This window comes from Klebsiella sp. PK18 (assembly GCF_057784655.1).
On sequence record NZ_CM173493.1, the window covers coordinates 2,065,435 to 2,086,548 of the forward strand.

12 protein-coding genes and 1 other RNA gene are annotated in these 21,114 nt (G+C 61.2%); 9 read left to right on the plus strand and 4 right to left on the minus strand.

What is annotated here, in order from left to right; all coding sequences use genetic code 11:
* The first annotated feature begins 8 nt into the window (after positions 1–8).
* From nirB to AC3EMD_RS10060, 3 genes are all read left to right on the plus strand, one after another.
* Positions 9–4,076, plus strand: a complete 4,068-nt coding sequence (gene nirB, locus AC3EMD_RS10050; protein ID WP_023322855.1) for a nitrite reductase large subunit NirB — start codon at positions 9–11, stop codon at positions 4,074–4,076.
* Positions 4,076–6,682 carry a nitrate reductase gene (locus tag AC3EMD_RS10055; protein WP_302074059.1) on the plus strand — a complete coding sequence of 869 codons (2,607 nt, stop codon included), beginning with the start codon at positions 4,076–4,078 and terminating at the stop codon, positions 6,680–6,682. The genes nirB and AC3EMD_RS10055 overlap by 1 nt, the downstream gene beginning before the upstream one ends.
* Positions 6,683–6,833: 151 nt before the next feature.
* Positions 6,834–8,216 carry a YchO/YchP family invasin gene (locus AC3EMD_RS10060; protein WP_302074060.1) on the plus strand — a complete coding sequence of 461 codons (1,383 nt, stop codon included), beginning with the start codon at positions 6,834–6,836 and terminating at the stop codon, positions 8,214–8,216.
* On the opposite strand, the gene narL is transcribed toward AC3EMD_RS10060, so the two are convergent.
* On the minus strand, positions 8,213–8,863 hold the full coding sequence (narL, locus tag AC3EMD_RS10065) for a two-component system response regulator NarL (RefSeq protein ID WP_002910198.1): 651 nt from the start codon (positions 8,861–8,863) through the stop codon (positions 8,213–8,215). The two genes, AC3EMD_RS10060 and narL, sit on opposite strands and share 4 nt — an antisense overlap.
* Before the next feature lie 10 nt (positions 8,864–8,873).
* Positions 8,874–10,652 (minus strand): nitrate/nitrite two-component system sensor histidine kinase NarX, encoded by a 1,779-nt coding sequence (narX, locus tag AC3EMD_RS10070; protein WP_008804401.1) that lies wholly within the window; start codon positions 10,650–10,652, stop codon positions 8,874–8,876.
* A 311-nt stretch (positions 10,653–10,963) separates the two neighbouring features.
* Between narX and AC3EMD_RS10075 the strand changes: the two genes are divergently transcribed.
* The 5 genes from AC3EMD_RS10075 to narI all read left to right on the plus strand — a co-directional run bounded on the left by AC3EMD_RS10075 (position 10,964) and on the right by narI (position 19,417).
* Entirely contained in the window at positions 10,964–12,352 is a 1,389-nt protein-coding gene (locus AC3EMD_RS10075; protein ID WP_008804402.1) for a NarK family nitrate/nitrite MFS transporter, read from the plus strand.
* A gap of 405 nt (positions 12,353–12,757) precedes the next feature.
* Positions 12,758–16,501 carry a nitrate reductase subunit alpha gene (locus AC3EMD_RS10080; RefSeq protein ID WP_023322851.1) on the plus strand — a complete coding sequence of 1,248 codons (3,744 nt, stop codon included), beginning with the start codon at positions 12,758–12,760 and terminating at the stop codon, positions 16,499–16,501.
* Positions 16,498–18,033, plus strand: a complete 1,536-nt coding sequence (gene narH, locus AC3EMD_RS10085; protein WP_002910193.1) for a nitrate reductase subunit beta — start codon at positions 16,498–16,500, stop codon at positions 18,031–18,033. Before AC3EMD_RS10080 ends, narH begins: the two co-directional genes overlap by 4 nt.
* The gene (gene narJ / locus AC3EMD_RS10090; protein WP_012541353.1) at positions 18,030–18,740 is read left to right on the plus strand and encodes a nitrate reductase molybdenum cofactor assembly chaperone; all 711 of its coding nucleotides are present in this window, start codon (positions 18,030–18,032) and stop codon (positions 18,738–18,740) included. The genes narH and narJ overlap by 4 nt, the downstream gene beginning before the upstream one ends.
* Positions 18,740–19,417 (plus strand): respiratory nitrate reductase subunit gamma, encoded by a 678-nt coding sequence (narI, locus tag AC3EMD_RS10095; RefSeq protein WP_002910189.1) that lies wholly within the window; start codon positions 18,740–18,742, stop codon positions 19,415–19,417. Before narJ ends, narI begins: the two co-directional genes overlap by 1 nt.
* On the opposite strand, the gene AC3EMD_RS10100 is transcribed toward narI, so the two are convergent.
* Positions 19,414–20,310: a DMT family transporter gene (locus AC3EMD_RS10100; RefSeq protein WP_032754690.1), complete on the minus strand. Its 897-nt coding sequence runs from the start codon at positions 20,308–20,310 to the stop codon at positions 19,414–19,416. The genes narI and AC3EMD_RS10100 overlap by 4 nt on opposite strands.
* 107 nt (positions 20,311–20,417) lie before the next feature.
* Here AC3EMD_RS10100 and AC3EMD_RS10105 point away from each other — a divergent pair, with 107 nt between their 5' ends.
* Positions 20,418–20,861: an Lrp/AsnC family transcriptional regulator gene (locus AC3EMD_RS10105; RefSeq protein ID WP_004152249.1), complete on the plus strand. Its 444-nt coding sequence runs from the start codon at positions 20,418–20,420 to the stop codon at positions 20,859–20,861.
* Positions 20,862–20,966: 105 nt separating this feature from the next.
* On the opposite strand, the gene AC3EMD_RS10110 is transcribed toward AC3EMD_RS10105, so the two are convergent.
* A non-coding RNA gene (locus AC3EMD_RS10110) (RtT sRNA) lies at positions 20,967–21,099 on the minus strand.
* Positions 21,100–21,114 lie beyond the last annotated feature (15 nt).

Here is a 21,114-nt window from a genome sequence, read left to right on the forward strand (position 1 = left end):
AGGCGGTCATGACGCGGCGACTGGTGGTGATCGGTAACGGCATGGCGGCCACCCGACTGGTGCAGCGACTGGTTGAGCGCGACCCCGCGCGGTTTGCCATTACTGTCGTCGGCGACGAGCCGCACCCGGCCTATAACCGCATTCAGCTCTCGCCGCTGCTGGCTGGCGAAAAAACGGCGGCGCAGCTCCCATTGCTGCCGGCGGAGTGGTACACCCGGCACGGGGTGTGCCTGCGGTCCGGCGAGGCGGTCGATGAAGTCGATGTTGAGCAACGGCGGCTGCGCATCGCGGAAACCTGGCTGCCGTGGGACGAGCTGGTGTTCGCCACCGGTTCGCGGCCCTTTATCCCGCCGCTGCCGGGCAGTGATCGTCCGCAGGTTATCCCCTTCCGCACCCTGGCGGACGTGGAACGTATTCTGGCGATACCCGGGCCGGCGGTGGTGATTGGCGGTGGGGTTCTGGGTGTGGAAGCGGCGGCGGCGCTGCGTCGCCACGGCGGGGAGGTCACTCTTCTGCATCGCGGCAGCGGATTAATGGCGCCGCTGACCGACGCTTTTGCCGCCGATGAGCTCAGGCAGCAGCTTGAAGCGCGCGGCATCCGCTGTGTGCTGGAATGCCGGATCGCCGCCATCGAAGAGGATGGCGTGCGGCTGGCGGACGGGCGCGCTTTCCGTGCTGCCAGAGTGGTGCTGGCCGCCGGCGTGCAGCCTAACAGCCGTCTGGCGGCGCAGAGCGGCGTGCTGTGTCAGCGGGGGATCGTGGTTGACCGCCAGATGGCCGCCTCGCTGCCGGGGATCAGCGCCGTCGGGGAATGTTGCGAAATTGACGGCCAGACCTGGGGGCTGGTAGCTCCCTGCCTGCGCCAGGCCGAGGTACTGGCGGATCGCCTGTGCGGCGCCCCCGGCGAGGGCTTTGTCTGGCAGGACGCCGGGACCCGCCTGAAGGTTACCGGCATTGAACTCTTTAGCGTCGGGGAGCAGCAGGCCGGCGAACAGGATGACATCTATACCAGCTGGGACCCCATTGATCGCCACTACCGTCGCCTGCTGCTGCGCGACGGCCGCCTGCGCGGCGTGCTGCTGATGGGCGACTGCACCGCCGCCGCCGCGCTCACCGCGCGCCTGGAAAGCGACGAGCCCGCCACCGCGGACTGGCTTTTTGACCCCTCTTCAACGCAGCCGCAGGCTGCAGGAATAATGACGATGACGAAACCTGTATTAGTGCTGGTGGGACATGGCATGGTCGGCCACCATTTTCTCGAACAATGCGTGAGCCGCAACCTGCATCAGCAATATCGAATCGTGGTGTTTGGCGAAGAGCGTTACGCCGCCTACGACCGGGTCCATCTCTCCGAATATTTCGCCGGGCGCAGCGCTCAATCGCTGTCGCTGGTGGCCGATGATTTCTTTCACCAGCACGGCATCGAACTCCGCCTCGGCGAGGCGGTGGCGACGATCGACCGCGACGCGCGGCTGGTGCGAGACGCCGAGGGACATGAAACCCACTGGGATAAACTGGTGCTGGCGACCGGCTCCTATCCCTTTGTTCCGCCGATCCCTGGCAACGATCTCGACGGGTGCTTTGTCTACCGCACTCTTGACGATCTCGACCGTATTGCCGCCCATGCCGCCGCGGCGAAGACCGGAGTGGTTATCGGCGGCGGCCTGCTCGGGCTGGAGGCGGCTAACGCCCTGAAACAGCTGGGGCTGGACACGCACGTAGTGGAGTTTGCCCCGAACCTGATGGCCGTCCAGCTGGATAACGGCGGGGCGGCGATGCTGCGGGAGAAGATCGTCGCCCTCGGCGTGGGGGTGCATACCAGCAAAGCGACCACCGCCATCGTGCGCGAGGCCGACGGCCTGCGGCTGAACTTTGCCGACGGCGGCGCGCTGCGGACCGACATGGTGGTCTTCTCGGCGGGGATCCGTCCGCAGGACGCGCTGGCCCGCGGTTGCATGCTGCAGGTGGGCGAACGCGGGGGCATTCACATCGACGGCCAGTGCCGCACCTCTGACCCGGACGTGCTGGCGATAGGCGAATGCGCCCTGTGGGACAATAAAATTTACGGTCTGGTGGCGCCGGGCTACCAGATGGCGCGTATCGCCGCGGCCACCCTCGCGGGAGAAGACGCCTGCTTTAGCGGCGCCGACATGAGTACCAAACTGAAGCTGCTGGGGGTAGACGTCGCCTCATTTGGCGATGCGCAGGGGCGCACGCCGGGCTGCCAGAGCTATCAATGGACCGATGGTCCGCAGCAGGTGTACAAAAAAATCGTCGTCAGTCAGGACGGCAAAACCCTGCTTGGCGGCGTGCTGGTGGGGGAGGCCAGCGACTATGCCACGCTGCTGCAGATGATGCTGAACGGCATGGCGCTGCCGCCGCGTCCGGAGAGCCTGATCCTGCCCGCGCTGGAGGGCGCCGCGCCGAAGGCGCTCGGCGTCGCGGCGCTGCCCGACAGCGCGCCGATCTGCTCCTGCCATAATGTCAGCAAAGGCGATATCTGCCAGGCGGTGAACAATGGGGCGGGGGATATGGCGGCGATAAAAAGCTGCACCAGAGCGGCCACCGGCTGCGGCGGCTGCAGCGCGCTGGTGAAACAGGTGATGGAGTACCAGCTGGCGGAGCAGGGCGTCGAAGTGAAAAAAGACGTCTGCGAGCATTTCCCGTGGTCGCGCCAGGAGATCTACCACCTGGTACGGGTCAATCATATCCATACCTTCGAGCAGCTGATTAGCCGCTACGGCCAGGGGCACGGCTGTGATGTCTGCAAACCGCTGGTGGCCTCGGTGCTGGCTTCCTGCTGGAACGAGTACCTGCTGAAGCCGGCGCACCTGCCGCTGCAGGATACCAACGACCGCTATTTCGCCAACATTCAGAAGGACGGAACCTATTCGGTGGTGCCGCGGATGGCGGCGGGGGAAGTGACGCCGGACGGGCTGATCGCTATCGGGCAGATCGCCAAACGTTACCAGCTCTACAGCAAAGTGACCGGCGGCCAGCGTATCGATCTGTTTGGCGCGCGGCTGGAACAGCTGCCGGCTATCTGGCGCGAGCTGGCCGACGCCGGGTTTGAAACCGGCCACGCCTACGGCAAGTCGCTGCGCACGGTGAAATCCTGCGTCGGCTCAACCTGGTGTCGCTACGGCGTGCAGGACTCCACCGGGCTCGCCGTGCGGCTCGAGCATCGCTATAAAGGGCTGCGCGCCCCGCACAAAATCAAGATGGCGGTCTCCGGCTGCACCCGCGAATGCGCCGAAGCCCAGGGGAAAGATATCGGGGTGATTGCCACCGATAAAGGCTGGAATCTGTACGTCTGCGGCAACGGCGGGATGAAACCGCGTCACGCCGACCTGTTTGCCAGCGATCTCGACGAAGCGACGCTGATCCGCAGCATCGATCGTCTGCTGATGTTCTATATCCGTACCGCCGATCGCCTGCAGCGGACCAGCACCTGGATGGATAACCTGGAGGGCGGCGTCGCCTATCTGCGGCAGGTGGTGCTGGAGGATAGTCTCGGCATTGGCGAGGAGCTGGAGCAGGAGATGGCCCGGATCGTCGACAGCTACCAGTGCGAGTGGCAGACCACCCTCAACGATCCGCAGCGTCTGGCGCTGTTCCGCTCCTTCGTGAACAGCGACCAGCCGGACGAGGCGGTGCAGCGCCACGAGCTGCGTGGTCAGCCGCAGCTGTTACAGACTGAGACGTTGCCCGAGGGCGAACTCCCATCCCGGCCGTGGCAGGCGGTATGCGACCTTGACGCCATCCCGGCGCAGGCGGGGATCGGCGCCCGCTTAGGGGAGCGGCAGATTGCCCTGTTCCGCTTTGGCGATCGGGTCTACGCCCTGGACAACCGCGAGCCGGGCAGCGCGGCCAACGTGCTGTCACGCGGGCTGTTAGGGGACGTCGGCGGCGAGCCGGTGGTGATTTCCCCGCTGTACAAACAGCGGATCCGCCTGCGCGACGGCTGGCCGTGCGACGGCAGTGAACAGGCGGTACGCGCCTGGCCGGTGAAAGTGGAAAACGGCAAAGTGTGGGTGGGCAGCCAGCAGCTGCTGGCCCGAGCGGAGGCCTCCTGATGCAGACCATCCGAACGACCTGCCCCTACTGCGGCGTAGGCTGCGGGGTGCTGGCGAGCGTGGACGATGCGGGGCAGGTGAGCGTGCGCGGCGACGATCAGCACCCGGCCAACCTCGGCCGCCTGTGCGTCAAAGGGGCGGCCCTCGGGGAGACCACGGGCCTGGCGGGGCGGCTGCTGGCGCCGGAGGTGGACGGCCAGCAAGTAGCCTGGCCTCAGGCGCTGGCGGAGACCGCTGCGCGCCTGCAACAGGTTATCGACCAGCACGGCCCGCAGGCGGTGGCCTTCTACGCCTCTGGCCAGCTGTTAACCGAGGATTACTATGCCGCCAACAAGCTGATGAAGGGATTTATCGGCGCGGCGAACATCGACACCAATTCGCGGCTGTGCATGTCGTCGGCGGTGACCGGCTACAAACGGGCCTTTGGCGCCGATGTGGTGCCCTGTAGCTATGAGGATGTGGAAAACAGCGATCTGGTGGTGCTGGTCGGCTCGAACGCCGCCTGGGCGCACCCGGTGCTGTTCCAGCGGCTGGCGCAGGCGAAGCGGGATAATCCCCGACTGCGGATCGTGGTGATCGACCCCCGGCGCACCGCCACCTGCGAGATCGCCGACCGCCATCTGGCGCTGGCCCCGGGGAGCGACGGTGGGCTGTTCGTGGGGCTGCTTAACGCCGTGGCGCAGGCCGGAGCCTGCATCGACGGCTTTCGCGATGGCTCACAGGCGCTGGCCGAGGCGAGAGGCTGGGACGTGGCGAAGGTAGCGGATTTTTGCGGCCTGACTGTCGATGAGGTGGCGGCCTTCTATCGCGAGTTTATCGCCGCCCCGCGGGCGATCACCCTCTACACCATGGGAATCAATCAATCCGCCAGCGGCAGCGACAAATGTAACGCCATCATCAACGTCCATCTGGCCAGCGGGAAGTATGGCCGCCCCGGCTGCGGCCCCTTTTCGCTGACCGGTCAACCCAACGCCATGGGCGGCCGCGAAGTCGGCGGGCTGGCGACGATGCTGGCCGCGCACATGGATTTTGTGCCAGACGATCTGCAGCGGCTGGCCCGCTTCTGGGGGACGGAACGGCTGGCGCAGACCCCAGGGCTGACCGCCGTGGAGCTGTTTGCCGCCATTGGCCGCGGCGAGGTCAAAGCGGTGTGGATCATGGGCACCAACCCGGTGGTGTCGCTCCCTGACAGCCACGCGGTGAGCCAGGCGCTGGCCGCCTGTCCGCTGGTGATCGTCTCGGATGTCGCCGCCCAGACCGATACCGGACATTTCGCCCACATCCGCTTTCCGGCGCTGGCCTGGGGCGAGAAGAATGGCACGGTCACCAACTCGGAGCGGCGGATCTCCCGTCAGCGCAGCTTCCTGCCGCCGCCGGGGGAGGCGAAAGCGGACTGGTGGATCATCGCCAGAGTGGGGCAGGCGCTGGGGTATCGCGAGGCGTTTGCCTGGCAGCATCCGCATGACGTCTTCCGCGAGCATGCGGCGCTGTCCGGTTTCGAAAACGACGGTCAGCGGGCGTTTGATATCGGCGCGCTGGCGGATCTCAGCCGTGAGGCGTGGGACGCCATGGCGCCGGTGCGCTGGCCGGTCAGCCGCAGCGAGGCCGCCTGGGATATCGCGCGCGGCTGGCATGGCGATGGCAGGCTGCGGATGGTGCCGGTGACGCCTCAACCGACCCGGGCGACAACCGATGTCTTTTATCCGCTGATCCTCAACAGCGGGCGGATCCGCGATCAGTGGCACACCATGACCCGTACCGGCGCGGTGCCGCGGCTGATGCAGCATATTGCGGAGCCGGTGGTGGAGGTGGCGCCGCAGGATGCCGTTCGCTACCAGCTTCCCGCCGACGGGCTGGCGCGGATCTGGTCGCGGCATGGGGTGATGGTGGCGAAAGTGACGATCAGTGAAGGGCAGCGCCCCGGCTCGCTGTTTGTTCCGATGCACTGGAACAATCAGTTTGCCCGTCAGGGGCGGGTGAATAACCTGCTGGCCGCCGTCACCGACCCGTATTCCGGCCAGCCGGAAAGTAAACAGGCGGCGGTGGCCATCGCCGCCTGGCAACCGGCCTGGCACAGCGAGCTGCTTTGTCGCGAACCGCTGCCGTTTCCAGCGGCCTGGCACTGGCGGCGGCGGGCGGCGCCTGGCGTGCTGCACTATTCGCTGGCCGGGGAGGCGTCTGCCCGACAGTGGATCAGCGCGTGGTGCGCCCGGCGCGGCTGGCAGCTGCAGGTGGCGGACGGCGGCGCGGTGTGGAACCTGCTGGCCTGGCATCAGGGGAGGCTGATGCTCGGCTGGTGGAGCGATGCGCGCGAGCCGGCGGTGGATAGCGCATGGATAAGCGCCGCCTTTGCCGCGCCGCCGTCCGATGCCGTCCAACGACATGCGTTGCTTAGCGGCCGACCGGGCGCCGCCGCCGCCCCGCGGGGGCGGATCGTCTGCAGCTGCTTTGGCGTGGGTGAACGGTCTATTAGCGAGGCTATCGCCAGCGGCTGCGCCAGCGTCGGGGCGTTGGGAGCGAAGCTGAAATGCGGGACCAACTGCGGCTCCTGCGTGCCGGAGCTCAACGCGCTGCTGGCGGCGCAACGAACCCGAACCCAGGCGTAACGGTGGCGCGCAGCGACGGCTCCGGTTGGGCGACACCTTGCCCAACCGGTTTCAGTATATTCCTGGAATTGCCCACAGGGCTGCGGGAGCAGGGAAAAAACGATAAACTAACATTTCTTCCCATTTTTGTGAGCCTGCTCAAAATCTGTTGATGCCTGTGTCCTTCCGTTTGTTGCCAACGTTGACCTTTCTCCTGCTGCTGCCGGGCGTTCCCGTCTGGGCGCTGACCGCCAGCGACACCACTCGCCCCGCGCCAGCGCAAGATCCGCTGCCCGATATGGGGATTGCTCCCCAGGTCGATGACGACGCCCGGCACTTTGCTGAGGTGGCGAAGAAGTTTGGCGAGGCCAGCATGAGCGATAACGGCCTGACGGCGGGCGAGCAGGCGCAGCTGTTCGCCATCAGTAAAATCGGCAATGAAGTGAGCCATCAGCTGGAGAGCTGGCTCTCGCCGTGGGGCAACGCCAATGTCGACCTGCTGGTCGATAAAGAGGGCAAATTCACCGGCAGTAAAGGGAGCTGGTTCGTGCCGTTGCAGGATAACGACCGTTACCTGACGTGGAACCAGTATTCGGTGACCCGGCGCGAGAACGATCTGGTGGGCAACATCGGGCTTGGTCAGCGCTGGCGGGTCGGCGGCTGGCTGCTGGGCTATAACTCGTTTTACGACAAAGTGTTGAGCGAAAGCCTGGCGCGCGGCAGCGTCGGCGCGGAGGCGTGGGGAGAATATCTTCGCCTGTCGGCAAACTATTACCATCCGCTGGGCGACTGGCAACTGCGCGATAATCAGACTCAGGAGCAGCGGATGGCCGCGGGGTATGACGTCACCGCCCAGGCGCGGCTACCGTTCTACCAGCACATTAATACCAGCGTCAGCGTCGAACAGTACTTCGGCGATAGCGTCGATCTTTTTCAGACCGGTACCGGCTACCATAACCCGGTAGCCGTCTCCGTTGGGCTCAATTACACCCCGGTCCCGCTGGTCACCGTTACCGCTAAGCATAAGCAGGGGGAAAATGGTGTCAGCCAGAACAATGTGGGCCTGAAGCTAAACTATCGCTTTGGCGTCCCCCTTAAGCAGCAGCTGGCCGCAGACGAGGTAGCGATCAGCAATTCGCTGCGCGGGAGCCGCTTCGATAGTCCGGAGCGGGATAATCTGCCGGTGGTGGAGTATCGTCAGCGCAAAAATCTGACGGTCTATCTGGCCACGCCGCCCTGGGATCTGCAGTCCGGGGAGACGGTGCAGTTGAAGCTGCAGATCCATAGTCTGCATGGCATCAAGGCGCTGCACTGGCAGGGTGACACCCAGGCCCTCAGCCTGACGCCGCCGGTGGATGCCAGCAGCGCGGATGGCTGGAGCGTCATTATGCCGGTGTGGAACAGTGAACCGGGCGCCGCGAACCGCTGGCGCCTGTCGGTGGTGGTGGAGGATAAACAGGGGCAGCGCGTCTCCTCCAATGAGATCGCTCTGGCGCTGACCGAGCCGCTGGTCAAGTTCACCACGCCTGGCGTCTCCTGGACGGACTCGCCTTAGAAAATTCGCTCCTGGTGGACCCATACCGCGGCTTCCACCCGGGATTTGAGCTTCATTTTCTTCAGCATGTGCTTCACGTGTACTTTGACGGTGCTTTCGGTGATATCCAGGCGACGGGCGATCATTTTGTTCGGTAGTCCCTGGGCGATCAGCTTGAGGATGTCGCGCTCGCGCGGGGTCAACTGGCTGATGTCGCGATCGGAGGTGGCGCGGTTGGCGCGCAGGCTGGCGGCCAGCACCGGGGTTAACGCTTCGCTTAATACCATCTCTCCGGCGGCGGCCTGCTGCAGCGCTTTCAGCAGATCTTCCGGCTCCATATCTTTCAGCAGATAGCCATCGGCGCCGCGCTTCAGGGCGGTGACAACGTCCTCTTCATGGTTGGAGACGCTAAAGACCACCACCCGGCCAGAAAGGGATTTCTCACGCAGTTTGTCCAGCGTTTCCAGGCCATTCATGCCCGGCATATTGAGGTCGAGCAGGATCAGGTCCGGATCCAGCGATTCCGCCAGCTCGATACCTTGCGCGCCATTGCTGGCCTCGCCAATCACCTGGATGTCCGGCGCCATGCTGATCAACTGTTTCACGCCGGTGCGCAGCATCGGATGGTCGTCAATGAGAAGGATGGTTGCCCGTTCCTGTTGACTCATGGGGGTCTCCTTATTGGATGGAAAACGTTTTTTCCGGGATAAACGTGACGATCACTTCGGTTCCGCCGGTTTCCCGGCGTCGTACCTGACAGTCACCGCGCAAGCTCTGGGCGCGATCCCGCATAATAATTAAACCGTAATGGTTACTCCGCTCGGCGTGATCCGGCACGCCGCGGCCGTTATCCGCCACCACCAGACGGACCTGATTATCGCGTTGTGACACCGTCACGGTCACTTCCGTCGCGCTGGCATGCTTCAGGGCGTTGCTTAACGCTTCGCGGGCGATCTGCAGCAGGTGAATGGCCTGATGCGACGGCACAAAGCGCGGCGGAAGCTGATAATCAAGCTGTACCGTAAAGCCGAAGTGGGCGCTGTACTCCTGACAGCTGGCCTCCAGCGCCGGGCGCAGTCCCGGCTCGGTCAGCTGCAGACGGAAGGTGGTTAACAGCTCCCGCAGCTGGGCCCAGGAGGTATTCAGCTCGTTGCGTATCTGCCCCAGCAGCTGGCGGCTCTCCGCCGGTAAGGCGTCGCCCTGCATCTGCAGACAGCTGACCTGCATCTTCATACAGGACAGCGACTGGGCGATGGAGTCGTGCAGCTCGCGGGCGATAGTGGCCCGCTCTTCCATGACGATCAACTGCTGCTGTTTCTCCTGATGGCGGTCCAGCGCCAGGGTACTGGTCAGTTGTTCCACCAGAGTGTCCACCAGTTGCTGCTGGTCGTGGCTGAGATGGCGGCCAACCGGCAGCGTCGCCAGCAGAATGCCGTACTGATTATGCGCATCCGATAGCCGCCACTTCAGCGTTGTTCCGCCATCCGGCAGCGGCGGCAGATTGCGTGGACAGAGGTAGCAGCCTTTATCATCACACTCATCATCCGAGTGGCAGGTAAACTCCTGGTGATTATCTTCGTCTTCCAGGTCGTAAACCCGTACCTCGATATCGCGCAGCAGCGTCAGCCCCTGCAGGCCATTCAGTACCGGTGAAATCCGCTCGCAGAGCGGGGCGCTGGCATGCAGCCGGCGATTGGCCTGCCATAAGAAAGCAAGGATCTCGTTCTTCTGTTCCAGCCCGGCGGTCTTCTCCTGCACCCGCCGCTCGAGCACCGCGTAGCTTTCCGCCAGCTCTTCCGACATGTTATTCAGCGCCATGCCGAGGGTCGCCATTTCGTTACGCCCGCTGATGTGCGCGCGCTGGGTGAAATCGCGCTGGCTGACCGCCCGCGCCATGCCCAGCAGCTGTTTCCACGGCCGCAGCAGACGGGCGCGTAACCAGATGATGGTAAAAATCAGCAGCAGCGCCATACCAATGGCGAGAATGCGATGGATCCAGACTACCCGCTCGATACGCTGCTCGGTGGTGTGGTCGAATGCGGTGACCAGCTGGTCGATACGATCGACAAAGTCGGCGACATCCTGGGCCACTTCCGCCTGGTTAACCGCACGCTGCATGCCGGGGGCCAGCGCCTGCTGCCAGTATTGCTGCAGCGCTTTTAACTGTTGTTCCTGGCCGTCGCGGCGGGCGGAATTCTGCAGCTCGGGGCTGAAGACGGTGGCGGTCATGTCCGCCACCAGCTTTTGATCGTTTTCATTCAGCGGGATCGCCGCCAGCAGCCGGTAGCTTTGCATACGCAATGAACCGGCCTTGTTAATCGCGTGGGCGCTGCCCTGGACGCCGTTCACCAGACGCGCGGAGATCGCCATGCCGGCGACGCCAATAATGGTGGCGAGCAGCACGATTAACGCCAGTTGATTGACCAGCGTCAGCGGAGTAAAAAGACGTTTTAACATGGAATGCGTGGCTCCTGACCGGTGATCTCTCCGGGAGTGGCGCTTATTCTCGGCTATCCCCTGGAGTATACCCATACCCCTAAAGAGTTACTCCTTAATTGTCGGTGGTAGGCGCTATTGGGGGTGGGGTTATACGCAACCCGGCAGCCGCGTGAAAAACCACACTTTTTTCCTCACCTTTCTCTACTCACTTCGGAGCATGGTTTATTTTTGCACAAATTAGTGCGCGCTTTTCCTTTGATTTATATCAACTTACCGCCCCGGGCAACCCCTAAGGTAGCGGCAGGAAATATGAATAATCAGAGGTATCTATGAGTCAATCTTCCCTCCCGGAGAAGGCTAACCGCTCGGTCATTACCGACTGGCGCCCTGAAGATCCTGAATTCTGGCAACAGCGCGGTCACCGTGTGGCGAGCCGTAATCTATGGATCTCCGTTCCCTGTCTGTTACTGGCGTTCTGCGTATGGATGTTGTTCAGCGCCGTCGCCGTTAATCTCAACAAAGTGGGCTTTCAGTTTACGACCGATCAGCTGTTTATGCTGACCGCGCTGCCGGCGCTGTCTGGCGCCTTATTGCGCGTGCCTTACGCTTTCATGGTGCCGCTGTTCGGCGGCCGTCGCTGGACGGCGTTCAGCACCGGGATCATGATTATTCCGTGCGTCTGGCTGGGCTTTGCGGTTCAGGATACTTCCACGCCGTTTAGCGTCTTCGTGATTATCTCGCTGCTGTGCGGCTTCGCCGGGGCCAACTTTGCCTCCAGTATGGCTAACATCAGCTTCTTCTTCCCGAAAGCGAAGCAGGGCGGGGCGCTCGGCGTCAATGGCGGCCTTGGTAATATGGGCGTCAGCGTGATGCAGCTGGTCGCGCCGCTGGTGGTGTCGGTCTCAGTGTTTGCCATTTTTGGCGGGACCGGCAGCGAGCAGCCGGACGGCTCAATGCTGTATCTGGAAAACGCCGCGTGGATCTGGGTACCTTTCCTGATTATTTTCACCCTGGCGGCGTGGTTCTTTATGAACGACCTGTCGGCTTCTAAAGCCTCGCTGAGCGAACAGCTGCCGGTGCTCAAACGCCTGCACCTGTGGATCATGGCGCTGCTCTATCTGGCCACCTTCGGCTCCTTCATCGGATTCTCCGCCGGCTTCGCCATGCTGTCGAAAACCCAGTTCCCGGACGTGCAGATCCTGCACTACGCCTTCTTCGGCCCCTTTATTGGCGCGCTGGCGCGTTCGATGGGCGGGGCGATTTCCGACCGTCTCGGCGGGACTCGCGTGACGCTGGTCAACTTCGTGGTGATGGCTGTCTTCTGCGCGCTGCTGTTCCTGACCCTGCCGACCAACGGCCAGGGCGGCAACTTCATCGCCTTCTTCGCGGTGTTCATGGTGCTGTTCCTGACCGCCGGGCTGGGGAGCGCCTCCACCTTCCAGATGATCTCCGTGATTTTCCGTAAGCTGACCATGGACCGCGTGAAGGCCCAGGGCGGCAGCGAAGCGCAAGCGATGCGCGAGGCGGCGACCGATACTGCGGCGGCGCTGGGCTTTATCTCCGCCATTGGCGCCATCGGCGGCTTCTTTATCCCGAAAGCGTTCGGTATCTCGCTGGATCTGACCGGTTCGCCGGCCGGCGCGATGAAAATCTTCCTGATCTTCTATATCGCCTGCGTGATCATCACCTGGGCGGTATACGGCCGTAAGCGTCAGTAATTCGCCGTAGTAATCATGACGTTTGAAAAGGCGCGCTCCCAGGGCGGCGCCTTTTTTTACGTTACTCGTTAGTTACAACATACTAATGGATGATTTGATTCATATTGGCCACAGAGCCGGGAAGGGACGGCTTGCCAGCGAAACGGCTCTACCCCTTAATACCTCTTTTGTTAACAAATCCTTCCATGATGACAGCTTTTTAGGAAAAAAAGCTTATAAAACATAAAATTAAAAAATAGTATCTCATACCACCTTGGTGGTAATTGCGGTTTCCCTCCGCTTTGACAAGCCAGTCCGGATTGATCGCCATCAATTCTCGCCCTCTTTCATAGCGTTACCTTCGCTGCAAATCCAGCAATGTCGATTTATCAGAGAGCCGTCAGGCTCCATATCAGGAGAAACCCGATGAGTAAATTCCTGGACCGGTTTCGCTACTTCAAACAGAAGGGTGAAACCTTTGCCGATGGGCACGGCCAGCTTCTAAACACCAACCGGGACTGGGAGGATGGATACCGTCAACGTTGGCAGCATGACAAAATTGTGCGTTCCACTCACGGTGTCAACTGCACCGGCTCATGCAGCTGGAAGATTTATGTGAAAAACGGTCTGGTGACCTGGGAAACGCAGCAGACTGACTACCCGCGCACCCGTCCGGACCTGCCGAACCACGAACCACGCGGTTGCCCGCGCGGCGCCAGCTACTCCTGGTATTTGTACAGCGCGAACCGCCTGAAATACCCGCTGATGCGTAAACGTCTGATGAAGATGTGGCGGGAAGCGAAAGTTCAGCATAGCGATCCGGTTGAGGCATGGGCCTCGATTATTGAAGACGCCGACAAAGCCAAAAGCTTCAAACAGGCTCGCGGTCGCGGCGGGTTTGTCCGCTCCTCCTGGCAGGAAGTGAATGAGCTGATTGCCGCCTCCAACGTCTATACCGTGAAAACTTACGGTCCGGACCGCGTGGCCGGTTTCTCGCCGATCCCGGCGATGTCGATGGTTTCCTACGCCTCCGGCGCCCGTTATCTGTCGCTGATCGGCGGCACCTGCCTGAGCTTCTACGACTGGTACTGCGACCTGCCGCCAGCTTCGCCGATGACCTGGGGCGAACAGACCGACGTCCCCGAATCGGCGGACTGGTATAACTCCAGCTACATTATCGCCTGGGGCTCCAACGTGCCGCAGACCCGTACCCCGGATGCCCACTTCTTTACCGAAGTCCGCTACAAAGGCACTAAAACCGTGGCGATCACCCCGGACTACGCCGAAATCGCCAAACTCTGCGATCTGTGGCTGGCGCCGAAGCAGGGTACCGATGCCGCGATGGCGCTGGCGATGGGCCATGTGATGCTGCGCGAGTTCCATCTCGATAAGCCGAGCCAGTATTTCACCGATTATGTGCGCCGCTATACCGACATGCCGATGCTGGTGATGCTTGAGGAGCGCGACGGTTATTACGCCGCAGGCCGTACGCTGCGCGCCTCCGACCTCGTGGATTCTCTTGGTCAGGAGAACAATCCGGAATGGAAAACCGTCGCCTTTGACGAGAAGGGCGACATGACCGTACCGAACGGTTCCCTCGGATTCCGCTGGGGCGATAAAGGCAAATGGAACCTCGAACAGCGCGACGGTAAAACTGGCGAAGAGATTGAGCTGCGTCTGAGCCTGCTGGGCAGCCATGACGAGGTCGCGAGTGTCGGCTTCCCGTACTTCGGCGGCGAAGGTTCTGAGCACTTCAATAAAGTCGACCTCGAAAATATTCTGCTGCACAAACTGCCGGCCAAACGCCTGCAGTTGGCCGACGGCTCCACCGCTCTGGTGACCACCGTTTACGATCTGACCATGGCCAACTATGGCCTGGAACGCGGTCTGAACGATGAAAACTGCGCCACCGGCTACGATGACATGAAAGCCTACACCCCGGCCTGGGCGGAGAAGATCACCGGCGTCTCCCGCGCGCACATCATCCGCACTGCACGCGAATTTGCTGATAACGCCGATAAGACCCATGGTCGCTCGATGATTATCGTCGGGGCGGGCCTCAACCACTGGTTCCACCTCGACATGAACTACCGCGGCCTGATCAATATGCTTGTCTTCTGCGGCTGCGTCGGTCAGAGCGGCGGCGGTTGGGCGCACTATGTGGGCCAGGAAAAACTGCGTCCGCAGACCGGCTGGCAGCCGCTGGCGTTCGCCCTTGACTGGCAGCGTCCGGCACGTCACATGAACAGTACCTCGTACTTCTATAACCACTCCAGCCAGTGGCGCTATGAAACCGTGACCGCGCAGGAACTGCTGTCGCCGATGGCGGATAAATCCCGTTACAGCGGCCACCTGATCGACTTTAACGTGCGCGCAGAGCGCATGGGCTGGCTGCCGTCTGCGCCGCAGTTAGGGGTGAACCCGCTGCGTATCGCTGATGAAGCGAAAAAAGCCGGCATGACCCCGGTGGATTACACCGTGAAGTCGTTGAAAGAGGGCTCGATTCGCTTTGCGGCCGAGCAGCCGGAAAATGGTAAAAACCACCCGCGTAACCTGTTTATCTGGCGCTCCAACCTGCTGGGCTCCTCCGGTAAAGGCCATGAGTATATGCTCAAGTACCTGCTGGGTACCGAGAACGGCATTCAGGGCAAAGACCTCGGCAAGCAGGGCGGCGTGAAACCGGAAGAAGTCGAATGGCGGGATAACGGCCTCGACGGCAAACTGGATCTGGTGGTGACCCTCGATTTCCGTCTGTCGAGCACCTGTCTCTACTCCGACATCGTGCTGCCGACCGCCACCTGGTACGAAAAAGACGACATGAATACCTCGGATATGCATCCGTTTATTCACCCGCTGTCGGCCGCCGTTGACCCGGCCTGGGAATCGAAGAGCGACTGGGATATCTATAAAGGTATCGCGAAGAAATTCTCTGAAGTCTGCGTCGGCCACCTCGGCAAAGAAACCGACGTCGTCACGCTGCCGATCCAGCACGACTCCGCCGCGGAAATGGCGCAGCCGCTGGATGTCAAAGACTGGAAAAAAGGCGAATGCGATCTCATCCCGGGGAAAACCGCGCCGCATATTATTCCGGTTGAGCGTGATTACCCGGCGACTTACGAACGTTTCACCTCGATCGGTCCGCTGCTGGAAACCATCGGCAACGGCGGGAAAGGCATCGCCTGGAACACCCAGAGCGAGATGGACCTGCTGCGTAAGCTCAACTACACCAAGGCGGAAGGCCCGGCGAAAGGCCAGCCGAAGCTGGAAACGGCCATCGACGCCGCGGAAATGATCCTCACCCTGGCGCCGGAAACCAACGGTCAGGTGGCGGTGAAGGCATGGAAAGCGCTGAGCGAGATCACCGGTCGCGAGCACGCGCACCTGGCGCTGAACAAAGAAGACGAGAAGATCCGCTTCCGCGATATTCAGGCGCAGCCGCGGAAGATTATCTCCAGCCCGACCTGGTCTGGCCTGGAAGATGAACATGTCTCCTATAACGCTGGATATACCAACGTTCACGAGCTGATCCCGTGGCGGACGCTGTCCGGCCGTCAATCGCTGTATCAGGATCATCAGTGGATGCGCGACTTTGGCGAAAGCCTGCTGGTCTATCGTCCGCCGATCGACACCCGTTCGGTGAAAGCGGTGATGGGCGAGAAGTCCAACGGCAACCCGGAGAAGGCGCTGAACTTCCTGACCCCGCACCAGAAATGGGGTATCCACTCGACCTACAGCGATAACCTGCTGATGCTGACCCTGTCGCGCGGCGGGCCGATCGTCTGGATGAGCGAAGCGGATGCGAAAGATCTGGGTATCGAAGATAACGACTGGATCGAAGTGTTTAACGCCAACGGCGCCCTGACGGCGCGTGCGGTGGTGAGCCAGCGTGTACCGGCCGGGATGACCATGATGTATCACGCGCAGGAACGCATCGTGAACCTGCCGGGATCTGAAATCACCGGTCAGCGCGGGGGGATCCACAACTCCGTCACCCGTATTACGCCAAAACCGACCCACATGATCGGCGGCTACGGCCACCTGGCCTATGGCTTTAACTACTACGGTACCGTCGGCTCCAACCGCGATGAGTTTGTAGTGGTACGTAAGATGAAGAACATTAACTGGTTAGACGGCGAAGGCAACGACCAGGTACAGGAGAGCGTAAAATGAAAATTCGTTCACAAGTCGGCATGGTGCTGAATCTCGATAAGTGCATCGGCTGCCATACCTGTTCGGTGACCTGTAAAAACGTCTGGACCAGCCGGGAAGGGATGGAATACGCCTGGTTCAACAACGTGGAGAGCAAACCTGGCGTTGGCTTCCCGAACGACTGGGAAAACCAGGAAAAATGGAAGGGCGGCTGGATCCGCAAAATCAACGGTAAACTGCAGCCGCGCATGGGCAACCGCGCGATGCTGCTGGGTAAAATCTTCGCCAACCCACATCTGCCGGGGATCGATGATTACTACGAGCCGTTTGATTATGACTACCAGAATCTGCATAACGCGCCGGAAAGCAAACATCAGCCGATCGCCCGCCCGCGCTCGCTGATCACCGGCCAGCGGATGGACAAGATCACCAGCGGTCCGAACTGGGAAGAGATCCTCGGCGGCGAGTTCGAAAAACGCGCCAAAGATCAGAACTTCGACAACATGCAGAAGGCGATGTACGGTCAGTTCGAAAACACCTTCATGATGTATCTGCCGCGCTTGTGCGAGCACTGCCTGAACCCGGCCTGCGTCGCGACCTGCCCGAGCGGCGCTATCTATAAGCGTGAAGAAGACGGCATCGTACTGATCGACCAGGACAAGTGCCGCGGCTGGCGGATGTGTATCACCGGCTGTCCGTACAAGAAGATCTATTTCAACTGGAAGAGCGGGAAATCCGAGAAATGCATCTTCTGCTACCCGCGTATTGAATCCGGAATGCCGACGGTGTGCTCCGAAACCTGCGTGGGCCGTATCCGCTACCTTGGCGTACTGCTGTATGACGCAGATGCGATTGAAAACGCCGCCAGCACCGAGAACGAGAAAGATCTGTATCAGCGCCAGCTGGATGTGTTCCTCGATCCAAACGATCCAAAAGTGATTGAACAGGCGTTAAAAGATGGCGTACCGCAGGGGGTCATTGAGGCTGCGCAGCAGTCGCCGGTCTACAAAATGGCGATGGACTGGAAGCTGGCCCTGCCGCTGCACCCGGAATATCGCACCCTGCCAATGGTCTGGTACGTGCCGCCTCTGTCGCCAATTCAGTCGGCTGCGGACGCTGGCGAATTGGGTAGCAACGGTATTCTGCCGGACGTGGAAAGCCTGCGTATTCCGGTGCAATACCTGGCGAACCTGCTGACCGCGGGCGATACCCAGCCGGTCCTGCTGGCCCTGAAACGCATGCTGGCGATGCGCCACTATAAACGTGCGGAAACCGTTGACGGCGTCGTCGATACCCGCGCGCTGGAAGAGGTGGGGCTGAGCGAAGCGCAGGCCCAGGAGATGTACCGCTATCTGGCGATCGCTAACTACGAAGATCGTTTCGTGGTGCCGAGCAGCCACCGTGAACAGGCGCGAGAAGCGTTTCCGGAGAAAAACGGCTGCGGCTTCAGCTTTGGCGATGGCTGCCACGGCTCGGACAGCCAGTTCAACCTGTTCAACAGCCGTCGCATCGACGCTATCGACGTGACCAGCAAAACGGAGCCGCACGCATGATTGAACTCGTGATTATGTCGCGTCTGCTCGAATACCCTGACGCTGCCTTATGGCAGCATCAGCAGGAGATGTTCGAGGCGCTCGCGTCATCAGAGAAACTCAGCAAAGAGGATGCCCACGCGCTGGGCGTTTTCCTGCGCGATTTAGTGGCTCAGGATCCGCTGGACGCCCAGGCGGCCTATAGCGAACTGTTTGACCGCGGCCGCGCCACCTCGCTGCTGCTGTTTGAACATGTCCACGGCGAATCCCGCGATCGCGGGCAGGCGATGGTGGATCTGATGGCGCAGTATGAGCGCCACGGTCTGCTGCTTGATAGCCATGAGCTGCCGGATCACCTGCCGCTGTACCTTGAGTATCTGGCGCAACTGCCGGAAGAGGAAGCGCTCGGCGGCCTGCGGGACGTCGCGCCGATCCTCGGCCTGCTCAGCGCGCGCCTGCAGCAGCGCGAAAGTCGCTATGCGGTGCTGTTCGAGCTGTTGCTGAAGCTGGCCAATACCCAGGTCGACAGTCAGAAGGTGGCGGAGAAGATTGCCGACGAGGCGCGCGACGATACGCCGCAGGCGCTGGACGCGGTCTGGGAAGAAGAACAGGTCAAATTCTTTGCCGACCAGGGCTGCGGCGAGTCGGAAATTTCCGCTCACCAGCGTCGTTTTGCCGGAGCCGTAGCCCCGCAATATCTGAATATCTCTAACGGAGGACAGCAATAATGCACTTCCTGAATATGTTCTTCTTTGACATTTATCCGTACATTGCGGGCTCGGTGTTTCTGATCGGCAGCTGGCTGCGCTATGACTATGGCCAGTACACCTGGCGCGCCGCCTCCAGCCAGATGCTGGACCGTAAGGGGATGAACCTGGCGTCGAACCTGTTCCATATCGGCATCCTGGGTATTTTCGCCGGCCACTTCCTCGGCATGCTGACCCCGCACTGGATGTATGAGTCCTTTCTGCCGATCGACGTCAAGCAGAAGATGGCGATGATCGCCGGCGGCGCCTGCGGCGTGATGACCCTGGTGGGCGGGTTACTGCTGCTCAAGCGTCGTCTGCTCAGCCCGCGCGTTCGCGCCACCACCACCGGAGCGGATATTCTGATCCTCTCCTTGCTGATGGTGCAGTGTGCGCTCGGCCTGCTGACGATCCCATTCTCAGCCCAGCATATGGACGGCAGTGAAATGATGAAGCTGGTTGGCTGGGCGCAGTCGGTGGTGACGTTCCACGGCGGCGCGTCGCAGCATCTGGATGGCGTGGCATTTATTTTCCGCGTTCATCTGGTGCTGGGCATGACCCTGTTCCTGCTGTTCCCGTTCTCCCGTCTGGTTCATATCTGGAGCGCGCCGGTCGAATACCTGACGCGCAAATACCAGATTGTCCGCGCCCGTCGCTAACTGGCCCGCGACTGCTCAATGACCCCGCCGCGGCGGGGTTTTTTTTCGCCCCAGCCGAGGTTATTCCCTGCGGCGGCAAACAGAATAAGCATCCCGCCAATCAACTGCACAGGGGTCAATGCATGGTGGAAGACCAGATAGTCGACCACCATTGCCACCAGCGGATAAATAAAGGAGAGCGAACCGGTAATGGGCGTCGGCAGTTTCTGTATCGCGCTATATAAAAGCTGATACATGATCCCGGTATGGACGATGCCGAGGATCAGCAGATAGCGCCAGGGGAAGCTGGCCGTCCATTCGGGGGCATGCACCAGCGGCAGCAGCATCACGACGCCAACGAGCACCTGAATAAAGGCGATATGCTGCGCGGGGAGCGGATGCAATTTGCGCGCGATAATGGCGGTCAGGGCATAGAAGAATGCCGCGCCCAGCGCCAGCAAAACGCCGGTGGTAAGCCCCTCTCCATGCGCAGACGTCAGCTCGCTTGACAACAGGATCACTACGCCGCCAAAGGCCAGCAGTAGCCATCCCCATTTCACGGCGCTGACCCGTTCCCCCAGCACCATCCCCATCAGTACCAGCATAAACGGCTGGGTGTTATAGACCACGGTGGCCATACCGATTGAGATCCGCGAATAGGCGGCAAACAGCAGCAGCCAGTTGACGACCAGCGCCGCGCCGCCAATTACTGCCAGAGCGAGAGTGAAACGCGTTAGCCGGCTGAAGGGCTGGCCGCTTAACACGATAAACACCAGTAAGGTTAGCGCGCCAATCAGGCAGCGCCAGAACACCACATCCATCACCGGCAAACCAGAGAGCAGCACGAACGCGCCGATCGAGCCGGAGATTATCATTGCCAGGCTCATTTGCCAGACGCCGCGGGTAAGTTGCATTTTTCACCTCCATCATTTTTCAGTTATTGTGCGAAAAACCCTGACAGGGTGATATGGCTGAATTAAGGTAGAAAGACGCGAATGCCTTTTATAATTAGGTGAAAAACATGAATGACGTACTTGATGAAATTGACCGGGCCATCCTCACTTGCCTGACTCAGGATGCCAGAGTCTCGCTAAAGGTATTGAGCGCGCGAGTAGGGCTGACCTCGCCGAGCACGGCCGAGCGGGTGAAGCGCCTGGAGGAGCGAGGCGTCATTCAGGGCTATGGGGCGCGGGTGAATCTCGCCGCGCTGGGCTACAGCCTGCAGGCGCTGGTGCGGGTCCGGCCGCTGCCTGGGCTGCTGCAGAAAGTGGATAAATATATCCAGGCGATGCCGGAATGCATTGAAAGTGACAAAGTGACCGGGGAAGATTGTTTCGTGATGCGCCTCGTGGTGCGCGATATTGCCCAGCTGGATACCCTGCTGGACGGTCTGGCCGAGTATGCGCAGTGTAACACCTCGGTGGTGAAAAGCTCGCCGGTGAAGAGACGACTGCCCCCGCTGTGAGTTTTCCCGGGGCGTTGTTCGGGCTACCGATCTGAACAGCCTGTAGCCTCGCTAAGCGAAGCGCGAGCGAGGAGGTAGCAGTACAGGTGGCTGAAGATAGTGCGACAGTAGTGGGGGAAGGATAACTCGTCGCTATCGCTCCTCGCCCTTCGGGCCGTTGCCCTTGGCAACATTCTCTCGCTGGCGCTCGAGTCGAACCTTAGTCGAAGCTTCTCATCCTTCCCCGTAGGGCAGAATCTAGAATATCGTAGAG

Excerpts from the sequence above, each read along its gene's own strand:
- AC3EMD_RS10105 (WP_004152249.1), top strand. The coding sequence starts at position 20,418 with ATGAATGACGTACTTGATGAAATTGACCGGGCCATCCTCACTTGCCTG.
- nirB (WP_023322855.1), top strand. The coding sequence starts at position 9 with ATGACGCGGCGACTGGTGGTGATCGGTAACGGCATGGCGGCCACCCGA.
- AC3EMD_RS10100 (WP_032754690.1), bottom strand. The coding sequence starts at position 20,310 with ATGCAACTTACCCGCGGCGTCTGGCAAATGAGCCTGGCAATGATAATC.
- narJ (WP_012541353.1), top strand. The coding sequence starts at position 18,030 with ATGATTGAACTCGTGATTATGTCGCGTCTGCTCGAATACCCTGACGCT.
- narL (WP_002910198.1), bottom strand. The coding sequence starts at position 8,863 with ATGAGTCAACAGGAACGGGCAACCATCCTTCTCATTGACGACCATCCG.
- AC3EMD_RS10075 (WP_008804402.1), top strand. The coding sequence starts at position 10,964 with ATGAGTCAATCTTCCCTCCCGGAGAAGGCTAACCGCTCGGTCATTACC.
- AC3EMD_RS10080 (WP_023322851.1), top strand. The coding sequence starts at position 12,758 with ATGAGTAAATTCCTGGACCGGTTTCGCTACTTCAAACAGAAGGGTGAA.
- narX (WP_008804401.1), bottom strand. The coding sequence starts at position 10,652 with ATGTTAAAACGTCTTTTTACTCCGCTGACGCTGGTCAATCAACTGGCG.
- AC3EMD_RS10060 (WP_302074060.1), top strand. The coding sequence starts at position 6,834 with ATGCCTGTGTCCTTCCGTTTGTTGCCAACGTTGACCTTTCTCCTGCTG.
- AC3EMD_RS10055 (WP_302074059.1), top strand. The coding sequence starts at position 4,076 with ATGCAGACCATCCGAACGACCTGCCCCTACTGCGGCGTAGGCTGCGGG.
- narI (WP_002910189.1), top strand. The coding sequence starts at position 18,740 with ATGCACTTCCTGAATATGTTCTTCTTTGACATTTATCCGTACATTGCG.
- narH (WP_002910193.1), top strand. The coding sequence starts at position 16,498 with ATGAAAATTCGTTCACAAGTCGGCATGGTGCTGAATCTCGATAAGTGC.